The organism is Chitinolyticbacter albus (genome assembly GCF_024437655.1).
In the GTDB taxonomy this organism is placed as follows: domain Bacteria; phylum Pseudomonadota; class Gammaproteobacteria; order Burkholderiales; family Chitinibacteraceae; genus Chitinolyticbacter; species Chitinolyticbacter albus.
Genome location: NZ_JANBVF010000004.1, coordinates 135901 through 153846, shown reverse-complemented (window position 1 = coordinate 153846; position 17946 = coordinate 135901). Strand labels below are relative to the sequence as shown.

At 67.7% G+C, this 17946-nt stretch carries 14 protein-coding genes; 6 read left to right on the top strand and 8 right to left on the bottom strand.

What is annotated here, in order from left to right:
• Positions 1-9: 9 nt before the first annotated feature.
• Genes NLI84_RS03245 through NLI84_RS03225 form a run of 5 tightly spaced genes read right to left on the bottom strand, consistent with a single transcriptional unit; the run spans position 10 to position 8346 of the window.
• Positions 10-786, bottom strand: a complete 777-nt coding sequence (locus tag NLI84_RS03245) for a 2,3-dihydro-2,3-dihydroxybenzoate dehydrogenase (RefSeq protein ID WP_255988145.1) — start codon at positions 784-786, stop codon at positions 10-12.
• Between the two features lie 2 nt (positions 787-788).
• Positions 789-4670: a non-ribosomal peptide synthetase gene (locus NLI84_RS03240; RefSeq protein ID WP_255988144.1), complete on the bottom strand. Its 3882-nt coding sequence runs from the start codon at positions 4668-4670 to the stop codon at positions 789-791.
• 1 nt (position 4671) lies between these two features.
• Positions 4672-5538 (bottom strand): isochorismatase family protein, encoded by an 867-nt coding sequence (locus tag NLI84_RS03235; RefSeq protein WP_255988143.1) that lies wholly within the window; start codon positions 5536-5538, stop codon positions 4672-4674.
• Positions 5539-5548: 10 nt separating this feature from the next.
• Complete coding sequence (locus tag NLI84_RS03230; protein WP_255988142.1) at positions 5549-7171, bottom strand: (2,3-dihydroxybenzoyl)adenylate synthase; 1623 nt, start codon at positions 7169-7171, stop codon at positions 5549-5551.
• Positions 7168-8346 carry an isochorismate synthase gene (locus NLI84_RS03225; protein ID WP_255988141.1) on the bottom strand — a complete coding sequence of 393 codons (1179 nt, stop codon included), beginning with the start codon at positions 8344-8346 and terminating at the stop codon, positions 7168-7170. The genes NLI84_RS03230 and NLI84_RS03225 overlap by 4 nt, the downstream gene beginning before the upstream one ends.
• A gap of 270 nt (positions 8347-8616) precedes the next feature.
• On the opposite strand from NLI84_RS03225, the gene NLI84_RS03220 reads away from it, so the two are divergent.
• Entirely contained in the window at positions 8617-9804 is a 1188-nt protein-coding gene (locus tag NLI84_RS03220; RefSeq protein ID WP_255988140.1) for an MFS transporter, read from the top strand.
• A gap of 138 nt (positions 9805-9942) precedes the next feature.
• On the opposite strand, the gene NLI84_RS03215 is transcribed toward NLI84_RS03220, so the two are convergent.
• On the bottom strand, positions 9943-11130 hold the full coding sequence (locus NLI84_RS03215) for a PDZ domain-containing protein (RefSeq protein ID WP_255988139.1): 1188 nt from the start codon (positions 11128-11130) through the stop codon (positions 9943-9945).
• Positions 11131-11503: 373 nt separating this feature from the next.
• On the opposite strand from NLI84_RS03215, the gene NLI84_RS03210 reads away from it, so the two are divergent.
• From NLI84_RS03210 to NLI84_RS03190, 5 genes are all read left to right on the top strand, one after another.
• A complete protein-coding gene (locus NLI84_RS03210) occupies positions 11504-12178 on the top strand; it encodes a YiaD family glycine zipper/OmpA-like lipoprotein (protein WP_255988138.1) in 675 nt (224 codons plus the stop codon).
• A 173-nt stretch (positions 12179-12351) separates the two neighbouring features.
• Positions 12352-12624 (top strand): oxidative damage protection protein, encoded by a 273-nt coding sequence (locus NLI84_RS03205; protein WP_255988137.1) that lies wholly within the window; start codon positions 12352-12354, stop codon positions 12622-12624.
• 49 nt (positions 12625-12673) lie between these two features.
• Positions 12674-14752, top strand: coding sequence for a polyphosphate kinase 1 (gene ppk1 / locus NLI84_RS03200; protein ID WP_373316872.1), 2079 nt, complete (start codon positions 12674-12676; stop codon positions 14750-14752).
• Positions 14752-15207 carry a SixA phosphatase family protein gene (locus NLI84_RS03195; RefSeq protein ID WP_255988135.1) on the top strand — a complete coding sequence of 152 codons (456 nt, stop codon included), beginning with the start codon at positions 14752-14754 and terminating at the stop codon, positions 15205-15207. The genes ppk1 and NLI84_RS03195 overlap by 1 nt, the downstream gene beginning before the upstream one ends.
• Positions 15208-15389: 182 nt before the next feature.
• Positions 15390-15569 (top strand): hypothetical protein, encoded by a 180-nt coding sequence (locus NLI84_RS03190; protein ID WP_255988134.1) that lies wholly within the window; start codon positions 15390-15392, stop codon positions 15567-15569.
• A gap of 89 nt (positions 15570-15658) precedes the next feature.
• Here NLI84_RS03190 and NLI84_RS03185 read toward each other — a convergent pair whose 3' ends face one another.
• On the bottom strand, positions 15659-16867 hold the full coding sequence (locus NLI84_RS03185) for a heme biosynthesis HemY N-terminal domain-containing protein (protein WP_255988133.1): 1209 nt from the start codon (positions 16865-16867) through the stop codon (positions 15659-15661).
• Positions 16864-17904 (bottom strand): uroporphyrinogen-III C-methyltransferase, encoded by a 1041-nt coding sequence (locus tag NLI84_RS03180; RefSeq protein ID WP_255988132.1) that lies wholly within the window; start codon positions 17902-17904, stop codon positions 16864-16866. The genes NLI84_RS03185 and NLI84_RS03180 overlap by 4 nt, the downstream gene beginning before the upstream one ends.
• Positions 17905-17946 lie beyond the last annotated feature (42 nt).

Genomic DNA, 17946 nt, shown 5'->3' with positions numbered 1-17946 from the left:
GCCTGGCTGTCACGCTCCCAGCGTGGCGCCGCCATCCACGCGCAAATCGTGCATGGTGATATGGCGGGCGCGGGCCGAGGCGAGGAACAGCGCGGCGTCGGCGATGTCGTCGGGCGTGGCGATGCGGGCGAGCGGGATGCCGAGCTTCCACCCCTCCGGGTTGCCGGCGATGGTGCGTGCGGCGCCGTCCGGGCCCGACCAGAGCGCGCGCTGCATCGGCGTGTCGGTCGAACCGGGCGAGACCACATTGCAACGCACGCCGTGCTCGGCGAGTTCCAGCGCCAGGCAGTGGCTGAAGTGCGTGACGGCGGCCTTGGACGCCGCGTACGCACCCATCCCGGTGCGCGGAACGCTCGCTGCGTTGGAGCTGACGGTGACGATGGCGCCGCGACGGCGCTCGGCCATGCGCCGGCCGACCGCGCGGCAGACGCGAAACACGCCGCCGGCGTTCACCGCCAGCGTGGCGTCCCAGTCCTCGTCGCTGTACGCCAGGATGTTCCCGGTGCGCAGGATGGCTGCGGCGTTCACCAGCACGTCGATGGCGCCTAGCTCCCGTTCGATCCGGTCGATCGCCTCGTCGATGGCGCTGCTCTGCGCAATGTCGGCGGCCAGCGCGAGCGTGCGCGCACCCTGTGCGCCCAGTTCCGCGGCCACGGTCTGAACGGCTACCGCCTGCCGGTCGAGCAAGGCCACGGCGGCGCCTTCCGATGCGAAGCGGTGGGCGATGGTGGCGCCTATGCCCTGCGCGGCGCCGGTGACGAGGACCACCTGGTTGCCAAATTCCATGCTCAGACTCCGTTCAGGCGCGGTGCCAGCGCGGCGGCAATGGCGGCCAGCGGCGCCGGCTGCGTCATCGCCGAATGGCTGGCGTCGATGTCGATCACGCTGATCCCGCCGGCGATGTACGGCTGCCAGCTCGCGGGTGCGGGCGCATCGGCCGGGTGCTGGCTGGCGCGGAACAGCAACAGGTCGCCGCGGTAGCGTGGGGTGGCCTCGGTGCGGAACTGGCGCATCGTCGTCAGCGCCACTTCGGTCAGATTGCCTATGCGTGCGTCGTCAAAGCCGGCGAGCGGGCTACCCGGCTTTTTCAACCGGGCCAGGATCTCGGCGGTGGATAGCGCCGTTGCGCCGTCAAAATCGCCGGTCAGGTCGAGTAGCGCCTCAAGCGCATCGCGCTCGGAAGGCGCTGGCTTGTCCGACCAGGCGCTGGCCGGGTAGGCGTCGAGCAGCGCCAGGAGCTCGACCGTCTCGCCGGCGTCTTGCAGCCTGGCGGCCATTGCCTGCGCGGTAGCTCCGCCGGAAGACCAGCCCAGCAGCCGGTAGGGGCCGCGAGGCTGAACGGCGCGGATTTGCGCCACGTAGTCGGCGACGGTCGCGGCAAAGCTGGTCGGCAGCGGACCGCTGAGGCCGCGCGCCTGCAGCGCATGAATGGCGACGTCGGGCAGCAGCCTGGCCAGGCCGAAGTAGCACCATGCCAGGCCCTCGGCCGGGTGGATGCAGAACAGCGGCGTGCCGCTGCCGGCCTGTATCGTCAGCTGCGGGGCGAATTCCTGCCCGGCCTGCTGCCGCGGCACGGCGTGTGCCACCGGCCGCAACAGCGCCTGGGCGAGCTCCGCGACAGTGGGGGTGGCGAACAGCGCCGACACGGGGATGTCGCGCTGCAGCGCCAGTGCAAGGCGGTTGGCCACCTGGATCGCCTGCAGCGATTTGCCGCCCAGCGCGAAGAAATCGGATTCGGGCGCGATCGCATCGGCGCCCAGCACGTCGCGCCAGGCGGCGGCGATGGTCGCTTCCAGCGGCGTCAGCGCCGCGTCGCTGTCCGAGGCCTGCATAGTCAGCGCGCGCAGCGCATTGCGGTCGATCTTGTTGTTGGCATTGCGTGGCAGCCGGTCCAGCCGGACGTAGGCGCTGGGGATGGCCGGCGCGGGCAGCGTGCGGGCCAGTTGCGCGCGCAGCGTGGCGGGCTCGGGCAGGGCGCTGTCGCAAACGAGAAACGCCGCCAGCCGCTTGCCGCCATTCTCCAGCATCTGGCCGAGCACCGCGACTTCGATCACGCCGGCGCACGCCAGGAGTGCGGTTTCGACCTCGGTCGGATCGATGCGGTGGCCGGACAGCTTGAACTCGTCGTCCAGCCGGCCCAGGAAGCGCAGCTGGCCGTCGGCGCCGAGCACTACGCGATCGCCGGTGCGATAGCCACGCGGGCTGCCTGGCAGCTGGGTCAGCGCAACGAAGCGCCGTGCCGTCGTCTCGGGCCGGTCGATATAGCCGCTGGAGAGTGTGTCGCCGCAGATCACCAGCTCGCCCTCGACGCCGATCGCGACCGGGTGCAAGGCCGCGTCGACCACGGCCATGGTCAGGCCGGGCAAGGGCGTACCGATGGGAATGGCATCATCGGCGCAATCGAGTGCGCCAGGGCCCGCCAGCGCTGCCGTGGTGCAGATCACCGTGGTCTCGGTCGGCCCGTAGGTGTTGAGCAGCAGCACGCGCTCACCCACCCGCGAGCGCCAGCGCGCGACGCGCTCGGCCAGTGCCGCTTCGCCGCCGATGATGACGAGGCGCACGCACGCGGGCAGCGCGAACTGGTGCTCGCCCAGGCCAAAGGCGAGCTCGTGCCAGAACGCGGTCGGCAGATCGAGCACGCTGATGGCCAGGCGCTCGCAATCAGCGACAAAGCCGGGCAGTGATTCCAGCATCGCGTCGGTGCGAAGCACCAGTGTTGCGCCGTGGACCAGGCTGCCCCAGATTTCCTCAATGCTGGCGTCAAAATGCAGCGGCGCGAACTGCAGCACGCGATCGGTGGCGGACAGCCCATAGCAAAGGCTGGCGCCGGCAAGGAAATGCGCGAGCGCGTTGCGCGCAATCTGCACGCCGTTGGGCCGGCCGGTCGAGCCCGAGGTGTAGATCACATAGGCGAGCGCATCGTGCGCCACCGCTCGGGGCTGCAACAGCGGTGCGGCAGGCGGCGTCGCCTCGTCCAGCCATAGCGCCGGAAGTGTATCCGGCAAGAGTGCGGCGTGATCGCGCAGCGTGAGCACCAGCGCCGGGCTTGCGTCGTCCAGCACCATGGCGATGCGCGCGGCCGGGCTCGCCGGATCGAGCGGGATGTAGCCGCCGCCGGCCCAGAGCACGGCGAGCAGCGCGACGAGGGTGTCGGGCGTGCGTGGCAGCAACAGCACCACGCGATCGCCCTCGGCGATGCCGCGTGCCGCGAGCACGCCAGCGAGCGCCATCACCCGTTGCAGCAGCGCGGCATAGCTCAGCGGCGCCACGCCGTCCTGCTCGATGGCGGTGTGCTTGGGCCGCTCGCGCGCCACGCGCTGCAACGCGGCCAGCACGGGTTCAGGCGGCCGCGGCAGCGCCGCGCCCGCTACGATGGCGAGCGGCATGCTGGTGAACGGCAGCAGCGCCGCCAGTGGCGATTCCGGCTCGGCCTGCAGCCGGGAGAGCGTGATGAGCAGCGCGGCCCGGTGAGCCGCCAGAGCGGCGTCGTCGTAGGCATCCGGATTGGCTTCCAGATCGAACTGCACCTGATCGGGGCGCGCAATCACGTTGATCGCCAGATCCTCGACCGGCCCCGCCGAAACCGGGTGGCTGACTGCGTCGAGCTGGCCGAAGGCGGGTGGCTTGTCGAACGGCATCAGGTTGATCACCGGGCCGAACAGCCGCCGGCCGCCGGCGACACGCTGCAGGTCGTGGCGCAGCCATTCGTAGCGGTAGCGCTGGTGGGGCCTGATCGCGCGCAGTTCGGTGGCGACCTGCCGGGCCAGTTGCTGTGCGCTGTGCGCCGGGTCGACGGTAACGCGCAGTGGCACGATATTCATCGCCATGCACGGCACGCCGATCGCGACCGAGCCGAGCCGGCTCATCACCGGCAGGCCCAGTGTCAGGCGGCGCTGGCCGGTGGTGCTGGCGAGCCACGCCGCGACGCAGGCGATCAGCCACGCGGTCCAGTCGCTGCTGGCAGCGCGCGCGCTGTCCTGCCAGGCGGCGTATAGCCTCGCGGGCAGCACGCCACGGGCGCGGCGCACGCCGTGGCCTACTGCCTGCGGCGGCGCCAGCAGCACGGGCGCTGGCGCGTCCTCGAGGTGGGCCAGCCAGAACGCGCGCGCGGCCGCGCATTTCTCCGAGTCGGTGTAGGCCTGATCCTCGGCGACGACGGGCGCCAGCGCTGTGCTGCGGCCCGTGGGTGCCGGCAGCCCCTGGCTGAATGCGCTGTAGAGTTCGGCGATGCGCCGTTGCAGCAGGCTGTAGCCGTAGCCGTCGAGCGCGATATGGTGGGCCTGGAAGAAAAACAGCTGGCGGCCGGCGCCCAGCTTGAACAGCGCGGCGCCGAACAGCGGGCCGGTTTCCAGATCGGTGGCGACGGCGAGCTGCGCCTGCATCCAGGCTTGCGCCACGGCGAGCGGGTCGTCATGCTCGGCCAGGTTGCGCTGGCTGAAGGCCCAGTCGCGCTGCAGCGCCGGCGCTTGCATGACCACGCCATCCGCTTCGCGGTAGCGCATCCACAGTGCATCGGTTTCGGCGACGGCGGTGCGGACCGCCTGCTCGAAGGCCACCTGGTTCATCGCGCCGTTGAGCTCGATCACCTCGGCGGTCCAGTAGGCCGGGTTGGCCGGATCGAGCCGCTGGCCCAGCCAGATGCCGTATTGCGCCGCCGTCAGTTCCAGCATGTCAGCGCGCTCCGGCCAGCAGCGCCCACCACGCGGTCAGCGTGGGTTGCTCGCCGAGCGCGACAAAGGCGACCTTGGCGCCGGCCGCCTTCCAGCGCTCGGCCAGCATCATCAGCCGTACCGAATCGAGGCCGTAGTCGAGCAGGTTATCGTCGGGCAGCAGGTCCGAGGCGGGCACCTCGAGCAGGGCGGCGACCTCAGAACGCAGTGCTGCCAGGCTGGCGGGCAGTGCGGCGGACGGCGCTAGCGCGGCGAGTACCTGGTTCGTGGCGAGGACCACGCCGCAGCGCCCGGCGATCCAGTTCAGCGCCATCGCGTGTTCGTCTTCGGAGAAATCGGCGACAGCGTCGCCAATGACGAAGGGCTGTATATCGAGCATGAAGGCCTCGAGCGCCGTCGTCATCACGCCGATATGCGCGTAGATGCCGCAGATGATGAGCTGATCGCGGCCCTGGGCCTGCAGCCGTTCCAGCAGATCGCTCTTCTTGAACGCGCTGTAGCGCCACTTGGCGAGCACGGTATCGCTATCGCGCGGCGCCAGCTGTGCGATCACCGGCGCCGCCTCCGGGCTGGCGGTGATGCCCGGGCCCCACCAGTCCTGCAACAGTGCGCGGTCGGCCAGCGCCTGCTCACCCGGCTGCGCCGTGTAGTAGACCGGCACGCCGGCCGCGTCGCAGGCGGCGCGCAGCGCCTGGATGTGGCCGACGAGCGCGGGGATGGGCGCGGCGTCGGCGTCGTAGAAATCGACGAAATACTGCTGCATGTCGTGGATCAGCAGCGCGGCGCGGCCAGGTTCCGGGCGCCAGGCGACGCGTGGTTCGGGCAGGGTTGCGGGCAGGGGATAGCTGGCGATGCGGGGAATGCTCATGGGGCGGATTTCAGCGTGAGGTGAGGCGATCGGGGGTGAGCCGTTCGGCGATGGTGTCGCGCAGCGCGCGCTTGTCCACCTTGCCGACGGCGGTCTTGGGAAAGTGGTCGACGAACTCGATGCGGTCCGGGATCTTGAATTGGGCGAGGCCACGCTCGCGCAGGAAGCGGTTCAGCTCCACCGCGCGCGGTGGAGCCTCGCGCGCGATGACGAAGGCGCAGCTCTTCTCGCCCAGATAGGCGTCCGGCATGGCGACCAGCGCGACATCAGCCACCTGCGGGTGGGCGAGCAGGTGGTTCTCCACTTCTTCGGCCGCCACTTTTTCGCCACCGCGGTTGATCTGGTCCTTGGCCCGGCCTTCGACCACGAGATGGCCGCCAGGCAGCTGGCGGGCGATGTCGCCGGTGCGGTAGTAGCCATCGGTGGTGAAAGCGCGCGCGTTGTGCTCGGGAGCCCGGTAGTAGCCGCGTATCGTGTAAGGGCCGCGCGTGAGCAGGTGGCCGGTTGCGCCGGGCGGCAGCGGTGCGTCGTTGTCATCGACGATCAGCACCTCGTCGTGCGGCGAGATCGGCCGGCCCTGGCTGCCAATGACCAGCTCGAAGCCATCGTCGAGCCGGGTGTAGTTGACGAGGCCCTCGGCCATGCCGAACACCTGTTGCAGCGTGCAGCCGAGCTCGGGGCCGATGCGGCGCGCCACTGCTTCGGACAGCTTGGCGCCACCGACCTGCAGCACGGTGAGGCTGGACAGATCCGCGCGCTGCTGGCGTTGCGCGTCCAGCCACACCAGCGCCAGCGGCGGCACCAGCGCGGTGATCGTCACCCGCTCGCGTGCGATCAGCGCGAAGGTGTCCTCCGGATTGGGCCGTCGCGTCAGCACCACGGTACCGCCGGCGTGGAACACGCCCAGCGCGCCGGGCGAACTCAGCGGGAAGTTGTGTGCCGCCGGCAGCGTGCACAGGTAGACGCTGGCGGCGCTGAGGCCGCAGATGTCGGCGCTGGCGCGTACGCTGTAGAGGTAGTCGTCGTGAGTGCGTGGGATCAGCTTGGACAAGCCCGTGCTGCCGCCCGAGAGCTGCAGCAAGGCGACATCGCTGGCCGCCGGCTCGGGCAGCGCGACGGGCGCGTCGTACAGCGAGTCGAGCGCGATGAATTCCTGCGCGTCGCCGACGATGATCACGTGTTCCAGCTCCGGCACGGCGCCGCGTAGCTCGCGCGCCAGCTGGCGGTGATCGAAGCCGGCATCGATGTCGGTGGTGATGTAGGCGCGCGCCTGGGCGTAACCGCAAAAGTGGCTGAGCTCGGTGCGGCGATGCGCCGGCAGCGCGAACACCGGCCAGGCGCCAAGACGGAACAGTGCGAAGTTCACCGCATAGAACTCGGCGACATTGGGCAGTTGCACCACCACGCGATCCCCGGCGCGGATGCCCAGCCGGGCCAAGCCCGTGGCGAGCGCTGCAGCGCGCGTATCGAGCTCGGCGTAGCTCCAGCGCCGCTCGCCGCAGACAATGGCGCAGTGCTCGCCGCGGCTGGCGGCGCGTTCGCGCAGCAGGCCGCCCAGCGTCTGGCCCTGCCAGTAGCCGAGCTCGCGATAGCGGCGGGCAAAGTCGTCCGGCCAGGGGGTGAAGGCGCTCATGCCCAGCCCTCCAGCGCGCCGTCGAGCTCCATCGCGGCGAGCATGGTGCGCAGCTTGCCGCTGGTCTCGATCAGTTCCAGCTCGGGGTCGGAACCGGCGACGATGCCGGCCCCGGCATACAGCGTGGCGCTGTCAGCGCCGACCTCGGCGCAACGTATCGTCACCGCCCATTCGCCATCGCCGTGGGCATCCATCCAGCCGGTCAGGCCGGTGAAATAGCCGCGATCGAACCCTTCGACCTCGGCGATGAAATCGCGCGCGACCTCGGTCGGATGGCCGCAAACGGCGGGGGTCGGATGCAGCGCCAGCGCGATCGCGAGCGAGCTGGCAGCCGGGTCGATCAATACACCGCGGATTTCGGTGCCCAGATGCCACATCGTCGGCGTGCGCACCAGCGACGGAGCCGGCGGCACCACCAGCTGGCGACACAGCGGTGCCAGCGTATCGGCCACGGCGTCGACCACCACCTGGTGCTCGTACAGATCCTTGCTCGAGCGCAGCAGGTTGTCGGCGCGGCGCGCATCCTCCACCGGGTCGGCCACGTGCGGGATCGAGCCGGCGAGCGGATGCGAGATTACGCTGTCCCCCGATTTGGCCAGCAGCAGCTCGGGGCTGGCGCCGATCAGCGTGCGCGCGGTATCGCCCATGGCGAGGTCGATCGCGAAGGTGTAGCCGTGCGGGTTGCGCTGGGCCAGTCGCTGCAGCAGGCCGGCGAGATCGACGCGGGCAGCGACAGTGAGCGAGCGCGACAGCACCACCTTGGCCAGCTCGCGCCGGGCGATGCGCGCCAATGCCACCTCGACCGCGGCGCGGTAGCCATCGGGCGTCGGCGCCAGCGCGAGGCCGCAAGGGTCAGAGGCACCTCTCGGTTGCGCGGCCGGGGCCGGTCCGCCGTGTCCACCCTGGGCGATGGCGACGCATTCGGGAACGAACAGCCGTGGTGGCGTGCCGTGATCGAACGGCACGGTGCCCATCAGCACGCCGCCTCGGGCGGCAAGCAGCGCTGCGCCACGCTGCGCCAGCGTGGCGGCATCGCCCGCGGGCAAGTGCGTGCGCTTGCCGCTGGCCAGCAGCGTCTGGCGCGGGGAAGCAAACACGCTGGCGCCGGGGGCATAGCGGCGCAGCAGGTCGGCGGGTGTATCGATGGCGAAGGGAGTGGTCGGTGGTGCGTTCACGATGAGGTCCTCGCAGCGCCGGCAGGGGGCCGGGGCAGTGCGCGGCGGGCCGCGCGGTGTTTTGCGATGCAGCATGGCATCGGCGTTTTTTACGCTACACCAAAACGAGAATGATTATCAAACTCTAAAACGATTGACGGTAATCCGGATTTACATTGATGATCGCCGCCAACGGATAGCGGAGAACGCCACAATTTGGGCAATGTTTTCTCATTCCGATTGCATGCTGCAAACGCACATACGAACCAATACTGACACCAAGCCGCCGCCATGAATGTTCCTTCCGCTTCCCGCAGCATTGCCCTGATCGCCTGCGTGCAGTTCGTCTACATCGTCGATTTCATGATGGTTTTGCCGCTGGGCCCGGATCTGGCCCGTGCACTCGGTTTTGGCAGCGACCGACTGGGCTGGCTGACTGCGGCGTATACCATTGCGTCAGTTTTGTCGGCGGCGCTGGCCATGCGCTGGCTGGATCGCTTCGAGCGCAAGCGCGCGCTGCTGGTCGCCCTTGCCCTATGCGCTCTGGCGACGCTGGCGGCGGTGTGGGCACATGACCTGACCACGCTGCTGCTGGCGCGGGCGGCGGCCGGCTTCTTTGGCGGACCGGCGGTTGCCCTCGGTATGGCCATCGTCATCGACAGCACCGCACCGCAGGCGCGCGGCGCGGCCATCGCCAAGGTGATGATCGGCTTTTCGCTCGCCGCCATCGCCGGCGTACCTGCCGCGCTGGAGCTGGCTCGCCTGGGAGGCTGGACTCTGCCCTTCATCGTGACTGCGCTCCTGGCGGCGCTGGCGTGGCTGGCCGTGGCGCTCGTTCTGCCCGAGATGCGCACGCACCTGGCGCAGACCAGACGCCTGTCGGCGAGGATGCTGCTGGCGCGCCCCGCGGTGCGTATCGCCTGCGCCGCGCAGGCGCTGAGCCAGTTTTCGGCTTTTCTCCTGATCCCGCACTTCTCCGCGTACTGGCTCCTCAATCTGGGCTTTGCGCGCGAGCGACTGGGGCTGCTCTATCTGGCGGGCGGCGCGTGCGCCTTCGCGCTGATCCAGCTGCTCGGCCGATGGACCGACCGGCGCGGGCCGTGGCTGCCGGCCTTGCTGGCGTCAAGCCTGCTTGCCTTGGGCGCCTTGCCTTTTCTCGGCCTCGCCGCCGGTCCCCTGGTCCTGCCCTTCGTGTGTTTCATGGCGGGCAATGCCGGGCGCAACGTGACGCTGGCCGCGGTAACGAGCCAGGTGCCCGAACCGCACGAGCGCGCGGGCTTCATGGCGCTGCAGTCCATGGTGCAGGACATGGCCATTGCTGCTGCTGCACTGGTGGCGAGCGGCCTGCTGTGCGTGGGCGCGGATGGCGCGCTGACTGGAACGCCGCAGCTGGCGGTACTGGCGCTCGCCGGCATCGCGGCGTTGCCGGTCGTGCTGCAGCTGCTGTTGCGCCGCGTTCCGGTCTGGGCCGCAGCCTGACGTGGCCCGATTGCGTGGTGTGATCGGTCGTTACGCGCGGCCGCTCGCGCCAGGACCGGATCGTGTCACATGCGTGCCAGGCTGATGGCCCTTTACGTCCCCCCCGCCCGGTGTTCGCTGTCGTGTTTCCCGCTGGCGCTACTTAGGCATGGCGCCTGCGTCGAGCGTGATCGGGCGGCGGACGATATTCAGCGTGAGGGGTTGGCCTGCCCGCGTCAGCGTCAACGAGAGCGTCGTATCGACCTTGCCCCTGATCAACTCGCTTGCGGCCCCGACGGTGAGGCCAGCGCTATCGCGCCCACCGATCCCGGTAATGATGTCGCCGGCCTTCACGCCTGACGCGGCGGCCGGGCCATCGGGCAGCACTTCGCGTATTTCCAGTGCCTGCTGGTCGGCGCCCCGTTGCAACACGACGCCGATCCCGGCAAAGCGAGTCGGCTGCTCGTCCAGCGCGATCCAGCGCTTGGGCAGGGCCGCATAGCAATCCTCGCAGACCAGCGCGCCGTCGGCTTCCCGCTTCAGATGGAACAGCGCGTCGTCCTGCGGGCCGTCACATTGCGTGGCGTCCAGCTCCGCCCATAGGCTGACGCCGGCCTCGCTCTGGCAGGCCTGCATGGTGTTGGGCATCAGTGGCAGGTCCGCGCTGCGTATCACGCCAAACGACACATAAGCGATGTCGCCTCGCACCACAATGGCGGGCTGGCCGATATCGCGCAGCTCGCCGCGGCGCCAGCCTTGCCAGGCGGCGTATAGATCGGGATAGCGATCGGCCACATAGGTGCCGTTGTGCAGGCCGGCGACCCGTTGCGGCTGCGTACGCAACGAGGGAGGCAAAACGACATAAGGATAGAAGTCCGGCGCGGCCTGCTCACGCTGCAGCTGGCCATCGGCAAAGTGCAGGCTGAAGAGCTGGCCCTGCCGTTCGGCGAAGGCCTGCTGGTAATAACTACTGATCGGACCGATGGCATCGTAGCGCGGCGGTACCAAGATACGACCGTTGCGATCGACAAAGCCCACCTTGTTGTCCAGACCCACGCCAACCAGCTCGATCTGGTAATAGGGCAGCGGATCGATCCAGTCGTAGCGGATCGGGATGCGCAGTTTGCCGCTCGTGGCGTCGAGCATCCCCCATGCGGTGCCGCGGCGGGCCAGCACGAAGTCCGGGCTTTCGTGATCATCGTGGATCAGTTCATCGTATCGCTCGCCGGTCAATGGTTTGCCGCTTTTCTGCAGCATGTATTGCTTGCCGATAGGGCGAATTTCGAGCTGGTCCTTGGCTTGGCAGGCCATGCCAAACAGCAGCAAGGCGGCGAAAAGCAGGCGCACGGAGTGACTCCCGGAAAAGGGAGATGCTAACCCGTAGCTGGATGACGGTGTCGCGTTTGAATCGCCTTTACTATCAATTGCAGCTGCATTGCCGGTCTGGCTGGTCGCGGACGACGTGCTGTTTCGGCGCAATAAGATCCTTACCGATACCGATGAACTGATCCTGCACGCAGTGCCGGGCAGTGAGAATCGGTTGCTCTGAGGCCGGTCTGCAGCGAGTATCGTCGCAAGCTGCAAGGCACTGTCCGGATGCGAGGCGGCGCGCTAGCAGTGGCCTCCCGCACAGCGGTTGCCGCGATGTGACGTATTTCCTCTTGGCGCCAACCTGGCATCGTTGATAATCGCGGCACGACAACAACAACCGGAGCACATCATGCGCAAGATCGTTGCATTGACCCTGATTTCCACGCTGGTGCTGACCGCGTGCGCCACCAATGATCTGGGCGAGAAGCGCGACCTCAACAATACCGAGATGGGCGCCATCATCGGCACCCTGAGCGGTGCTGCCATCGGGGCGGCCGTCAATCACAAGAACCGTGGCAAGGGCGCACTGATTGGCGCGGTGGGTGGCGGGCTGGCCGGCGCCGGCATCGGCTACTACATGGATCAGCAGGCCAAGGATCTGCAAAAGCAGCTGGCGGCCGAGATCCAGCGCGGCGAGATCACCTTGCAGAAGAACAACGACAACTCGCTGCTGGTGAGCATGACATCCAACACCGGTTTCGACACCAATTCGTCGCAGATCAAGGCCGGTTTCACGCCCACGCTCGACAAGATCGCCAAGGTGGTCAACCAGTATGGCAAGACCGCGATCACGGTGATCGGCCATACCGACAATGTGGGCAAGGATGCCTACAACCAGTCGCTGTCCGAACAGCGGGCCCGTTCGGTGCTGGACTACTTCGTCGGTCGCCAGGTGAACCCGGTGCGGCTCGACAGCTATGGCAAGGGCGAGAGCCAGCCACGCGCGAGCAATGATAGCGAGGAAGGCCGTCGCCTCAATCGCCGCGTCGAGCTGTGGATCATGCCGGTCGAAGCGGCCAAGTAATCCCGGAGCCTACACCGCAGCCCGCGCTTGGCGCGGGCTTTTTGTTGCGCGCGGCGGCGTGGCAGGGGCGGTACAATCGGACTGCGCCTGGGCAAGGTGAACGCCTGATCGTCTCACCTGTCACGTGTGTGCAATATTTTTGTCATTAAATAGCGTTCGCTGGAGTGATCGTCATGAGCCGTACCGTTTTATGCGTCAAACTGGGTCGCGAGGCCGAAGGGCTGGATTTTCCGCCGTTGCCCGGTGAAATGGGCCGCCGTGTTTACGAGAGTGTCTCCAAGGAAGCGTGGGGCGCCTGGGTGAAGCACCAGACCATGCTGATCAACGAGAACCGTCTCAACCTGGCCGATCCGCGCGCGCGCCAGTACCTGCAACAGCAGCTGGAAAACTATTTCTTTGGCGGCGGCGCCGATCAGGTCGCCGGCTACGTGCCGCCGCAGGCCTAACGCCAGTCCGGACCGCATTGCGCTCCGATATGCAAGCAAGAAGGACCCTATGAGCCATAAACCCGCCGACAACCAGCTGATGCTGAACCGCGAGCTGGGCCTGCTGGAATTCAATCGCCGCGTGCTGGCGCAGGCTGAGGACGCGCGCAATCCGCTGCTGGAGCGATTGAAGTTCCTGTGCATCGTGTCCAGCAACCTCGATGAGTTCTTCGAGGTGCGCATGGCGTGGCTCAAAGAAAATGTCCGCCAGTATCCGACGCGGCTGTTGCCGGAAGGGCTGACGCCGCATCAGGCGTACGAGCTGATTTCGACCGATGCGCATGAGATGGTCGAGCACCAATACCGGGTGCTGCGCGAGGTGATGTTCCCGGCGCTGGTCAAGGAAGGCGTCCATTTCTTCCGCCGCAGCCTATGGACCGACGCGCAACGCGAGTGGGTTCGCGATTTCTTCTTCCGCGAGCTGATGCCGGTGCTGACGCCGATCGGGCTCGATCCGTCGCACCCCTTCCCGCGTATCCTCAACAAGTCGCTCAACTTCATTATCGAGCTCGAAGGGCGCGACGCGTTCGGGCGCAATGCCGAGATGGCCATCGTCCAGGCGCCGCGCATCCTGCCGCGCTTCGTGAAGATGCCGCAGGAGGTCAGCGGCGTGGAACACGGCTTCGTGTTCCTGTCGTCCATCCTGCATGCCCATGTCGACGAGCTGTTCGCCGGCATGCACGTGCTCGGTTGCTACCAGTTCCGCGTCACCCGCGATTCGGACGTCACCGTCGATGACGAAGACGTGAAGGATCTGCGTGCCGCGCTGGAAGGCGAACTGAGCCAGCGTCCTTTCGGCGACGCAGTGCGGCTGGAAGTAGCGGACAACCTGCCGACCCACTTGCAGGAATATCTGAAGGAGCAGTTCCAGCTGGAGGACGGCGACGTCTACCGCGTGAACGGCCCGGTGAACCTGGTGCGGCTGATGCAGGTGCCCGACCAGGTCGAGCGGCCTGATCTCAAGTTCGAACCGTTCATGCCCGGCTTACCCGTGGAGCTGCGCAAGCAGTCCGACCTGTTCGCCGCGATCCGCCATGGCGACGTGCTGCTACATCACCCGTACCAGAGCTTCACCCCGGTGATCGACCTGGTGCAGCAGGCGGCGCGCGACCAGCACGTGGTCGCGATCAAGATGACCGTGTACCGCACCGGCAGCGAATCGGCGCTGATGGATGCGCTGGCCGAAGCGGCGCAGCGCGGCAAGGAAGTGACGGCGGTGGTCGAGCTGATGGCGCGCTTCGACGAGGAAGCCAACATCAACTGGGCCGCCAAGCTCGAGCGCGCCGGCGTGCACGTGGTCTACGGCGTTTACGGCTACAAGACGCACGCCAAGATGCTGCTGATCGTGCGACGCGAGGATGGCAAGTTGAAGCGCTACGTGCATGTGGGCACCGGCAACTACCATCCCCGCACTTCCAAGCTTTACACCGATTTCGGCCTGATGACTGACAACGAGGACATCACCAGCGACGTGAACGACGTGTTCATGCAGCTGACGGGTCTGGGCCTCGCCGGTGATCACAACGCCTTGTGGCAGGCGCCGTTCACGCTGCAGCCCAACTTCATCAAGGCGATCGAGCGCGAGATCGCGCACGCCAAGATCGGTCGCAAGGCGGTGATCATCGCCAAGATGAACGCGCTGCTGGAGCCGACCATCATCGACAAGCTCTACGAGGCAAGCCAGGCCGGCGTGACCATCCACCTGATCGTGCGCGGCGTCTGCGCGCTGCGCCCGGGGATTCCGGGGTTGTCGGACAATATCAAGGTGCGCTCCATCATCGGGCGCTTCCTCGAGCACCATCGCGTCTACTACTTCTACAACGACGGCGCCGAGGACGTGTATCTCTCCAGTGCGGACTGGATGGGCCGCAACCTGTTCCGCCGCATCGAGATCGCCTTCCCGGCGATCAACCCCAAGGTGAAGCGCCGGGTGATCCGCGAATCGCTGCGTCCTTACCTGGTCGATAACGTCCAGGCCTGGGAAATGCTGTCGGACGGACGCTATCGTCGCAAGCCGACGCGCGGCGCCAAGGAGCGCTCGGCGCAGGCGATGCTGCTGGCCGAACTGGCGGCCAAGCCGCTCGGCTGATGGATCTCATACTCTGGCGTCATGCCGAAGCCGAGGACGGCAACGACGACCTGGCCCGAGCGCTGACCGGCCATGGCCGCAAGCAGGCGCGCAAGATGGGGGCCTGGCTGGGCCAGCAATTGACTGGACTATCGGTACGCGTGGTGGCCAGTGGCGCCCGGCGCTCCCAGGAAACCGCACACGCGCTCACACCGCATCCCGAGGTGGACGTCCGGATCAATCCCGGGGCACGCGCCACGGCCTATCTGGAAGTGGGCGATTGGCCGCGTGGCGACGGGCGCGTCGTGGTGCTGGTCGGCCATCAGCCGGCACTGGGTCGGGTGGCCAGCCTGTTGCTCACCGGCGGCGAGCTCGACTGGAGCTTGAAGAAGGCATCGATCTGGTGGCTACAGCGCCGGGTGAAGGACGGTGCCGTCCAGTATCTGCTGAAGGCCGTGCACGCGCCCGACCTGTAGGCCTGTAGCACCGTTGTCATGTGCCTGCGGCATGCTGGGCGTGCCTGCCTGCGCGGTCCAGTACCTGGGGCCGGCAGCAGGCCCCGTCAGATTTGAGTGGATGCAAGTCATGGCGCCGAGCTTGCTGCAGCAGGATGCGGGGCGGGCGCTGCTCGCCCTGGATTACGCCAAGGAGTATACCCATGTCGCATGTCGTCAAGCCCACGCCGGCCCCCCGTTTGCCGGTCGCCCTCGCCAAGCCGGGTTTTCTCGCCCGGCAAAGCGATCAGCAGCCCTTTGCCTGGATCCGTTTCGATCACCAGCCCGACGTTTTGCAACCGGCGCAAGCCCAGATCCCGGCCGTGGTCGCACTGATCCACTGAGCCCGCCCGGGCAGCCTGGGCTCCGTCAGGAGCGGAGCGCGGCGTTGCGGCACCGCAATGAAAACTGGCCCGGTTCGACCGGGCCAGCGTCATGGTGCCGACTGTTCCTGCAGTGCCAGGGTCAGGCTTAGCCGGTAATGCTGGGCAGCCTCTTCGGGGCGTTCCAGCGTTTCCAGCAGGTTGGCGAGTTCCGCGTGCGCCACGGCAGTCGCCTGTACGGCGAGGCTGGCTTCGAGGTAGGTCTGCGCCTTGCCCCACAGCGCGCGTTCGCGGCACAGCCGGCCCAGCGTGAGCAACAGTTCGTGGTCGTCGCGGCGGGTCTTGAGCCAGGCTTCCGCCTGCTGCAACTGCGCCGTTGCCAGTTCGCCTTCGAGCGAGAGTGTGCCGTAGCGCAGTACCAGCTCGCCCGACCAGTCGGCAGCGAGCGCTTCCTCGATCGCTTCGCGCGCGAGTTCGGGTTGCTGATGCTCGCAGAAGGCATCGACCACCACCAGCACCAGCTGCGGCGCCGTGCGTTCGGTCGCCGGCAGCTTGGCCCACCAGTCCTTCAATTCCTTGAGCGAGCGCGGCTTGCTCTCGAATAGCGCCAATTGGGCCCGCACCCGCAGCCTGCCCGCCTGCGTGGCATCGATCGCGTCGCTCTTGGCCAGTTGATCGACCAGGCGCAGCACGGCCTCCTGGTTGCCTTCGCGCTGGCGTAGCCGCAGCTCCAGCTTGAGCGCGGCGGTGAGCTTGGGGGAGATGGCGCGCGCTTCCGCGATGGCGCGGTTGGCGTCGTCGTAGCGATGCTCGTCGAGATAGAGCTCGGCTTCGGTCATCGCCAGCGCCAGGTGTTGCGCCGGGCCTAGCTTGGCGCGCAGGCGCTCGAAATATTGGTCGCGGCGCGCGTAATCGCGCATCGCGTGCGCCGCGCGCGCAGCCAAGAGGCCGTTGACCGCCAGCGCCTCCTGGCCGCGGCTGGCGGCGAAGGCATCGGCCGCCAGGCGTTCGGCGCGCTGGTAGCGGCCCTCGAAGAAGGCGATGCGCGCTTCGCGTTCCAGTTCCACCGAGGCACGGTTGCGGCGTGCCTCGCGGTAGTGCCGCACGCGCGCCGGCAGCCCGCCCAGTTCGCTGCCGACCTTGAGCGCGCCGTAGAACAGTGCGGTCACGATGAGCAGCAGCACGACGAAGACGTTGAGCGACAGCTCGATTCGCCACGGCGGAATGAACAGTAGCGCGTAGCCGGTGTTGACCCGCGCGAACAGCATCAGCCCGACCGCGAGTGCGGCCAGGGCGATCAACCAGCCGAGCGCCCTCACGGTTGCACCTCGCGGGTGCTGACGCGGGCGTTGCGTATGGCGGCCAGGCTCTCTGCGAGGCTGGGCAGCTGCATGGCCAGCGTCTGCTGCGACAATTCGGCGAGCGTGCGCTGGGTATTGCGCGTCTCGGGGGCGTTGTTGTCGAAGTAGTTGGCCAGATAGAGATCGGCAGCCTTGAGATCGGCGCGGAAGGCGCCTTCGTTGCGCAACAGCAGCGCGGTGCGCGCGTCCAAAAGGCGCAGCTTCACGTTCTCGCGCAGGAAGAAGGCCTGCTCGGGCGTGAGCAACATCGCTTCGGGCTTATCCATTTCGCGGATGCGCACCAGCTGGCGCAGCTCGCCCCACAGCTCGCTGCCCAGGCGTTCGAACCAGTTGCGGGTATCCGCCTGTGGCGATGGCGCTGCGGGGTGGTGGTAGCCATCGACCGCCAACGGCAGCTTGTCGATGGTGCCGACGAGGCTATCGAGCTTGGCCGAGATACCGACCACGTCGAGATACGGCAGGGTCTTGAGCCTGTCGACGTCGCGCGCAACGGCCTGCCGCACCGGGATCAGCTCGGGCCGATCGAGTTCGGCGAGCTTGTTCTGCACCGTTTCGAGGCCGACGAGCGCGCTGGCGACATTGCCGGCGAGCTGCAATTGCTGGCTGGCGAAGGACAGTGTCTGTTCCAGATCGGTCAGCACGCGCTGCGTCTCGCTGCGGGTGAGCGCATCGTACAACGTGGCCAGCGTCGCCTGCTGCGCCTGTGCCACCGCTTGCTTGCCGGAAACCTGTGCCAGCTCGCGTTCCAGCGTGCGCAGCCGCTCGGTCAGCGCGGCTTCGCGCGCGGCGACATCGGCGGCGTGCTGCGCATGCTGTGCCAGCTGGCGGGCCACGTCCGCCTGCATCGCTTGGGTGGCCTGTTGCTGGTAGAGCCAGACGCCCGCGGCGGCGGCGATGGCGATCACCGCGAGCACGGAGGCGATCGAGGGCGCAAAGCTGCGCTTGGGTTTGGGCGCTTCGAGCGCGGCAGAGAGCGTATCGTGTGGCTGCGTCATAAGTACCTGAGACCTGTTAGAGCCTGTTTACGATCTTTTCGC

What these genes read in the sequence shown, in the direction of transcription:
- NLI84_RS03245 (WP_255988145.1), bottom strand. Translation starts at nt 786, where the DNA reads ATGGAATTTGGCAACCAGGTGGTCCTCGTCACCGGCGCCGCGCAGGGC.
- NLI84_RS03240 (WP_255988144.1), bottom strand. Translation starts at nt 4,670, where the DNA reads ATGCTGGAACTGACGGCGGCGCAATACGGCATCTGGCTGGGCCAGCGG.
- NLI84_RS03235 (WP_255988143.1), bottom strand. Translation starts at nt 5,538, where the DNA reads ATGAGCATTCCCCGCATCGCCAGCTATCCCCTGCCCGCAACCCTGCCC.
- NLI84_RS03230 (WP_255988142.1), bottom strand. Translation starts at nt 7,171, where the DNA reads ATGAGCGCCTTCACCCCCTGGCCGGACGACTTTGCCCGCCGCTATCGC.
- NLI84_RS03220 (WP_255988140.1), top strand. Translation starts at nt 8,617, where the DNA reads ATGAATGTTCCTTCCGCTTCCCGCAGCATTGCCCTGATCGCCTGCGTG.
- NLI84_RS03210 (WP_255988138.1), top strand. Translation starts at nt 11,504, where the DNA reads ATGCGCAAGATCGTTGCATTGACCCTGATTTCCACGCTGGTGCTGACC.
- NLI84_RS03205 (WP_255988137.1), top strand. Translation starts at nt 12,352, where the DNA reads ATGAGCCGTACCGTTTTATGCGTCAAACTGGGTCGCGAGGCCGAAGGG.
- ppk1 (WP_373316872.1), top strand. Translation starts at nt 12,674, where the DNA reads ATGAGCCATAAACCCGCCGACAACCAGCTGATGCTGAACCGCGAGCTG.
- NLI84_RS03195 (WP_255988135.1), top strand. Translation starts at nt 14,752, where the DNA reads ATGGATCTCATACTCTGGCGTCATGCCGAAGCCGAGGACGGCAACGAC.
- NLI84_RS03190 (WP_255988134.1), top strand. Translation starts at nt 15,390, where the DNA reads ATGTCGCATGTCGTCAAGCCCACGCCGGCCCCCCGTTTGCCGGTCGCC.
- NLI84_RS03180 (WP_255988132.1), bottom strand. Translation starts at nt 17,904, where the DNA reads ATGACGCAGCCACACGATACGCTCTCTGCCGCGCTCGAAGCGCCCAAA.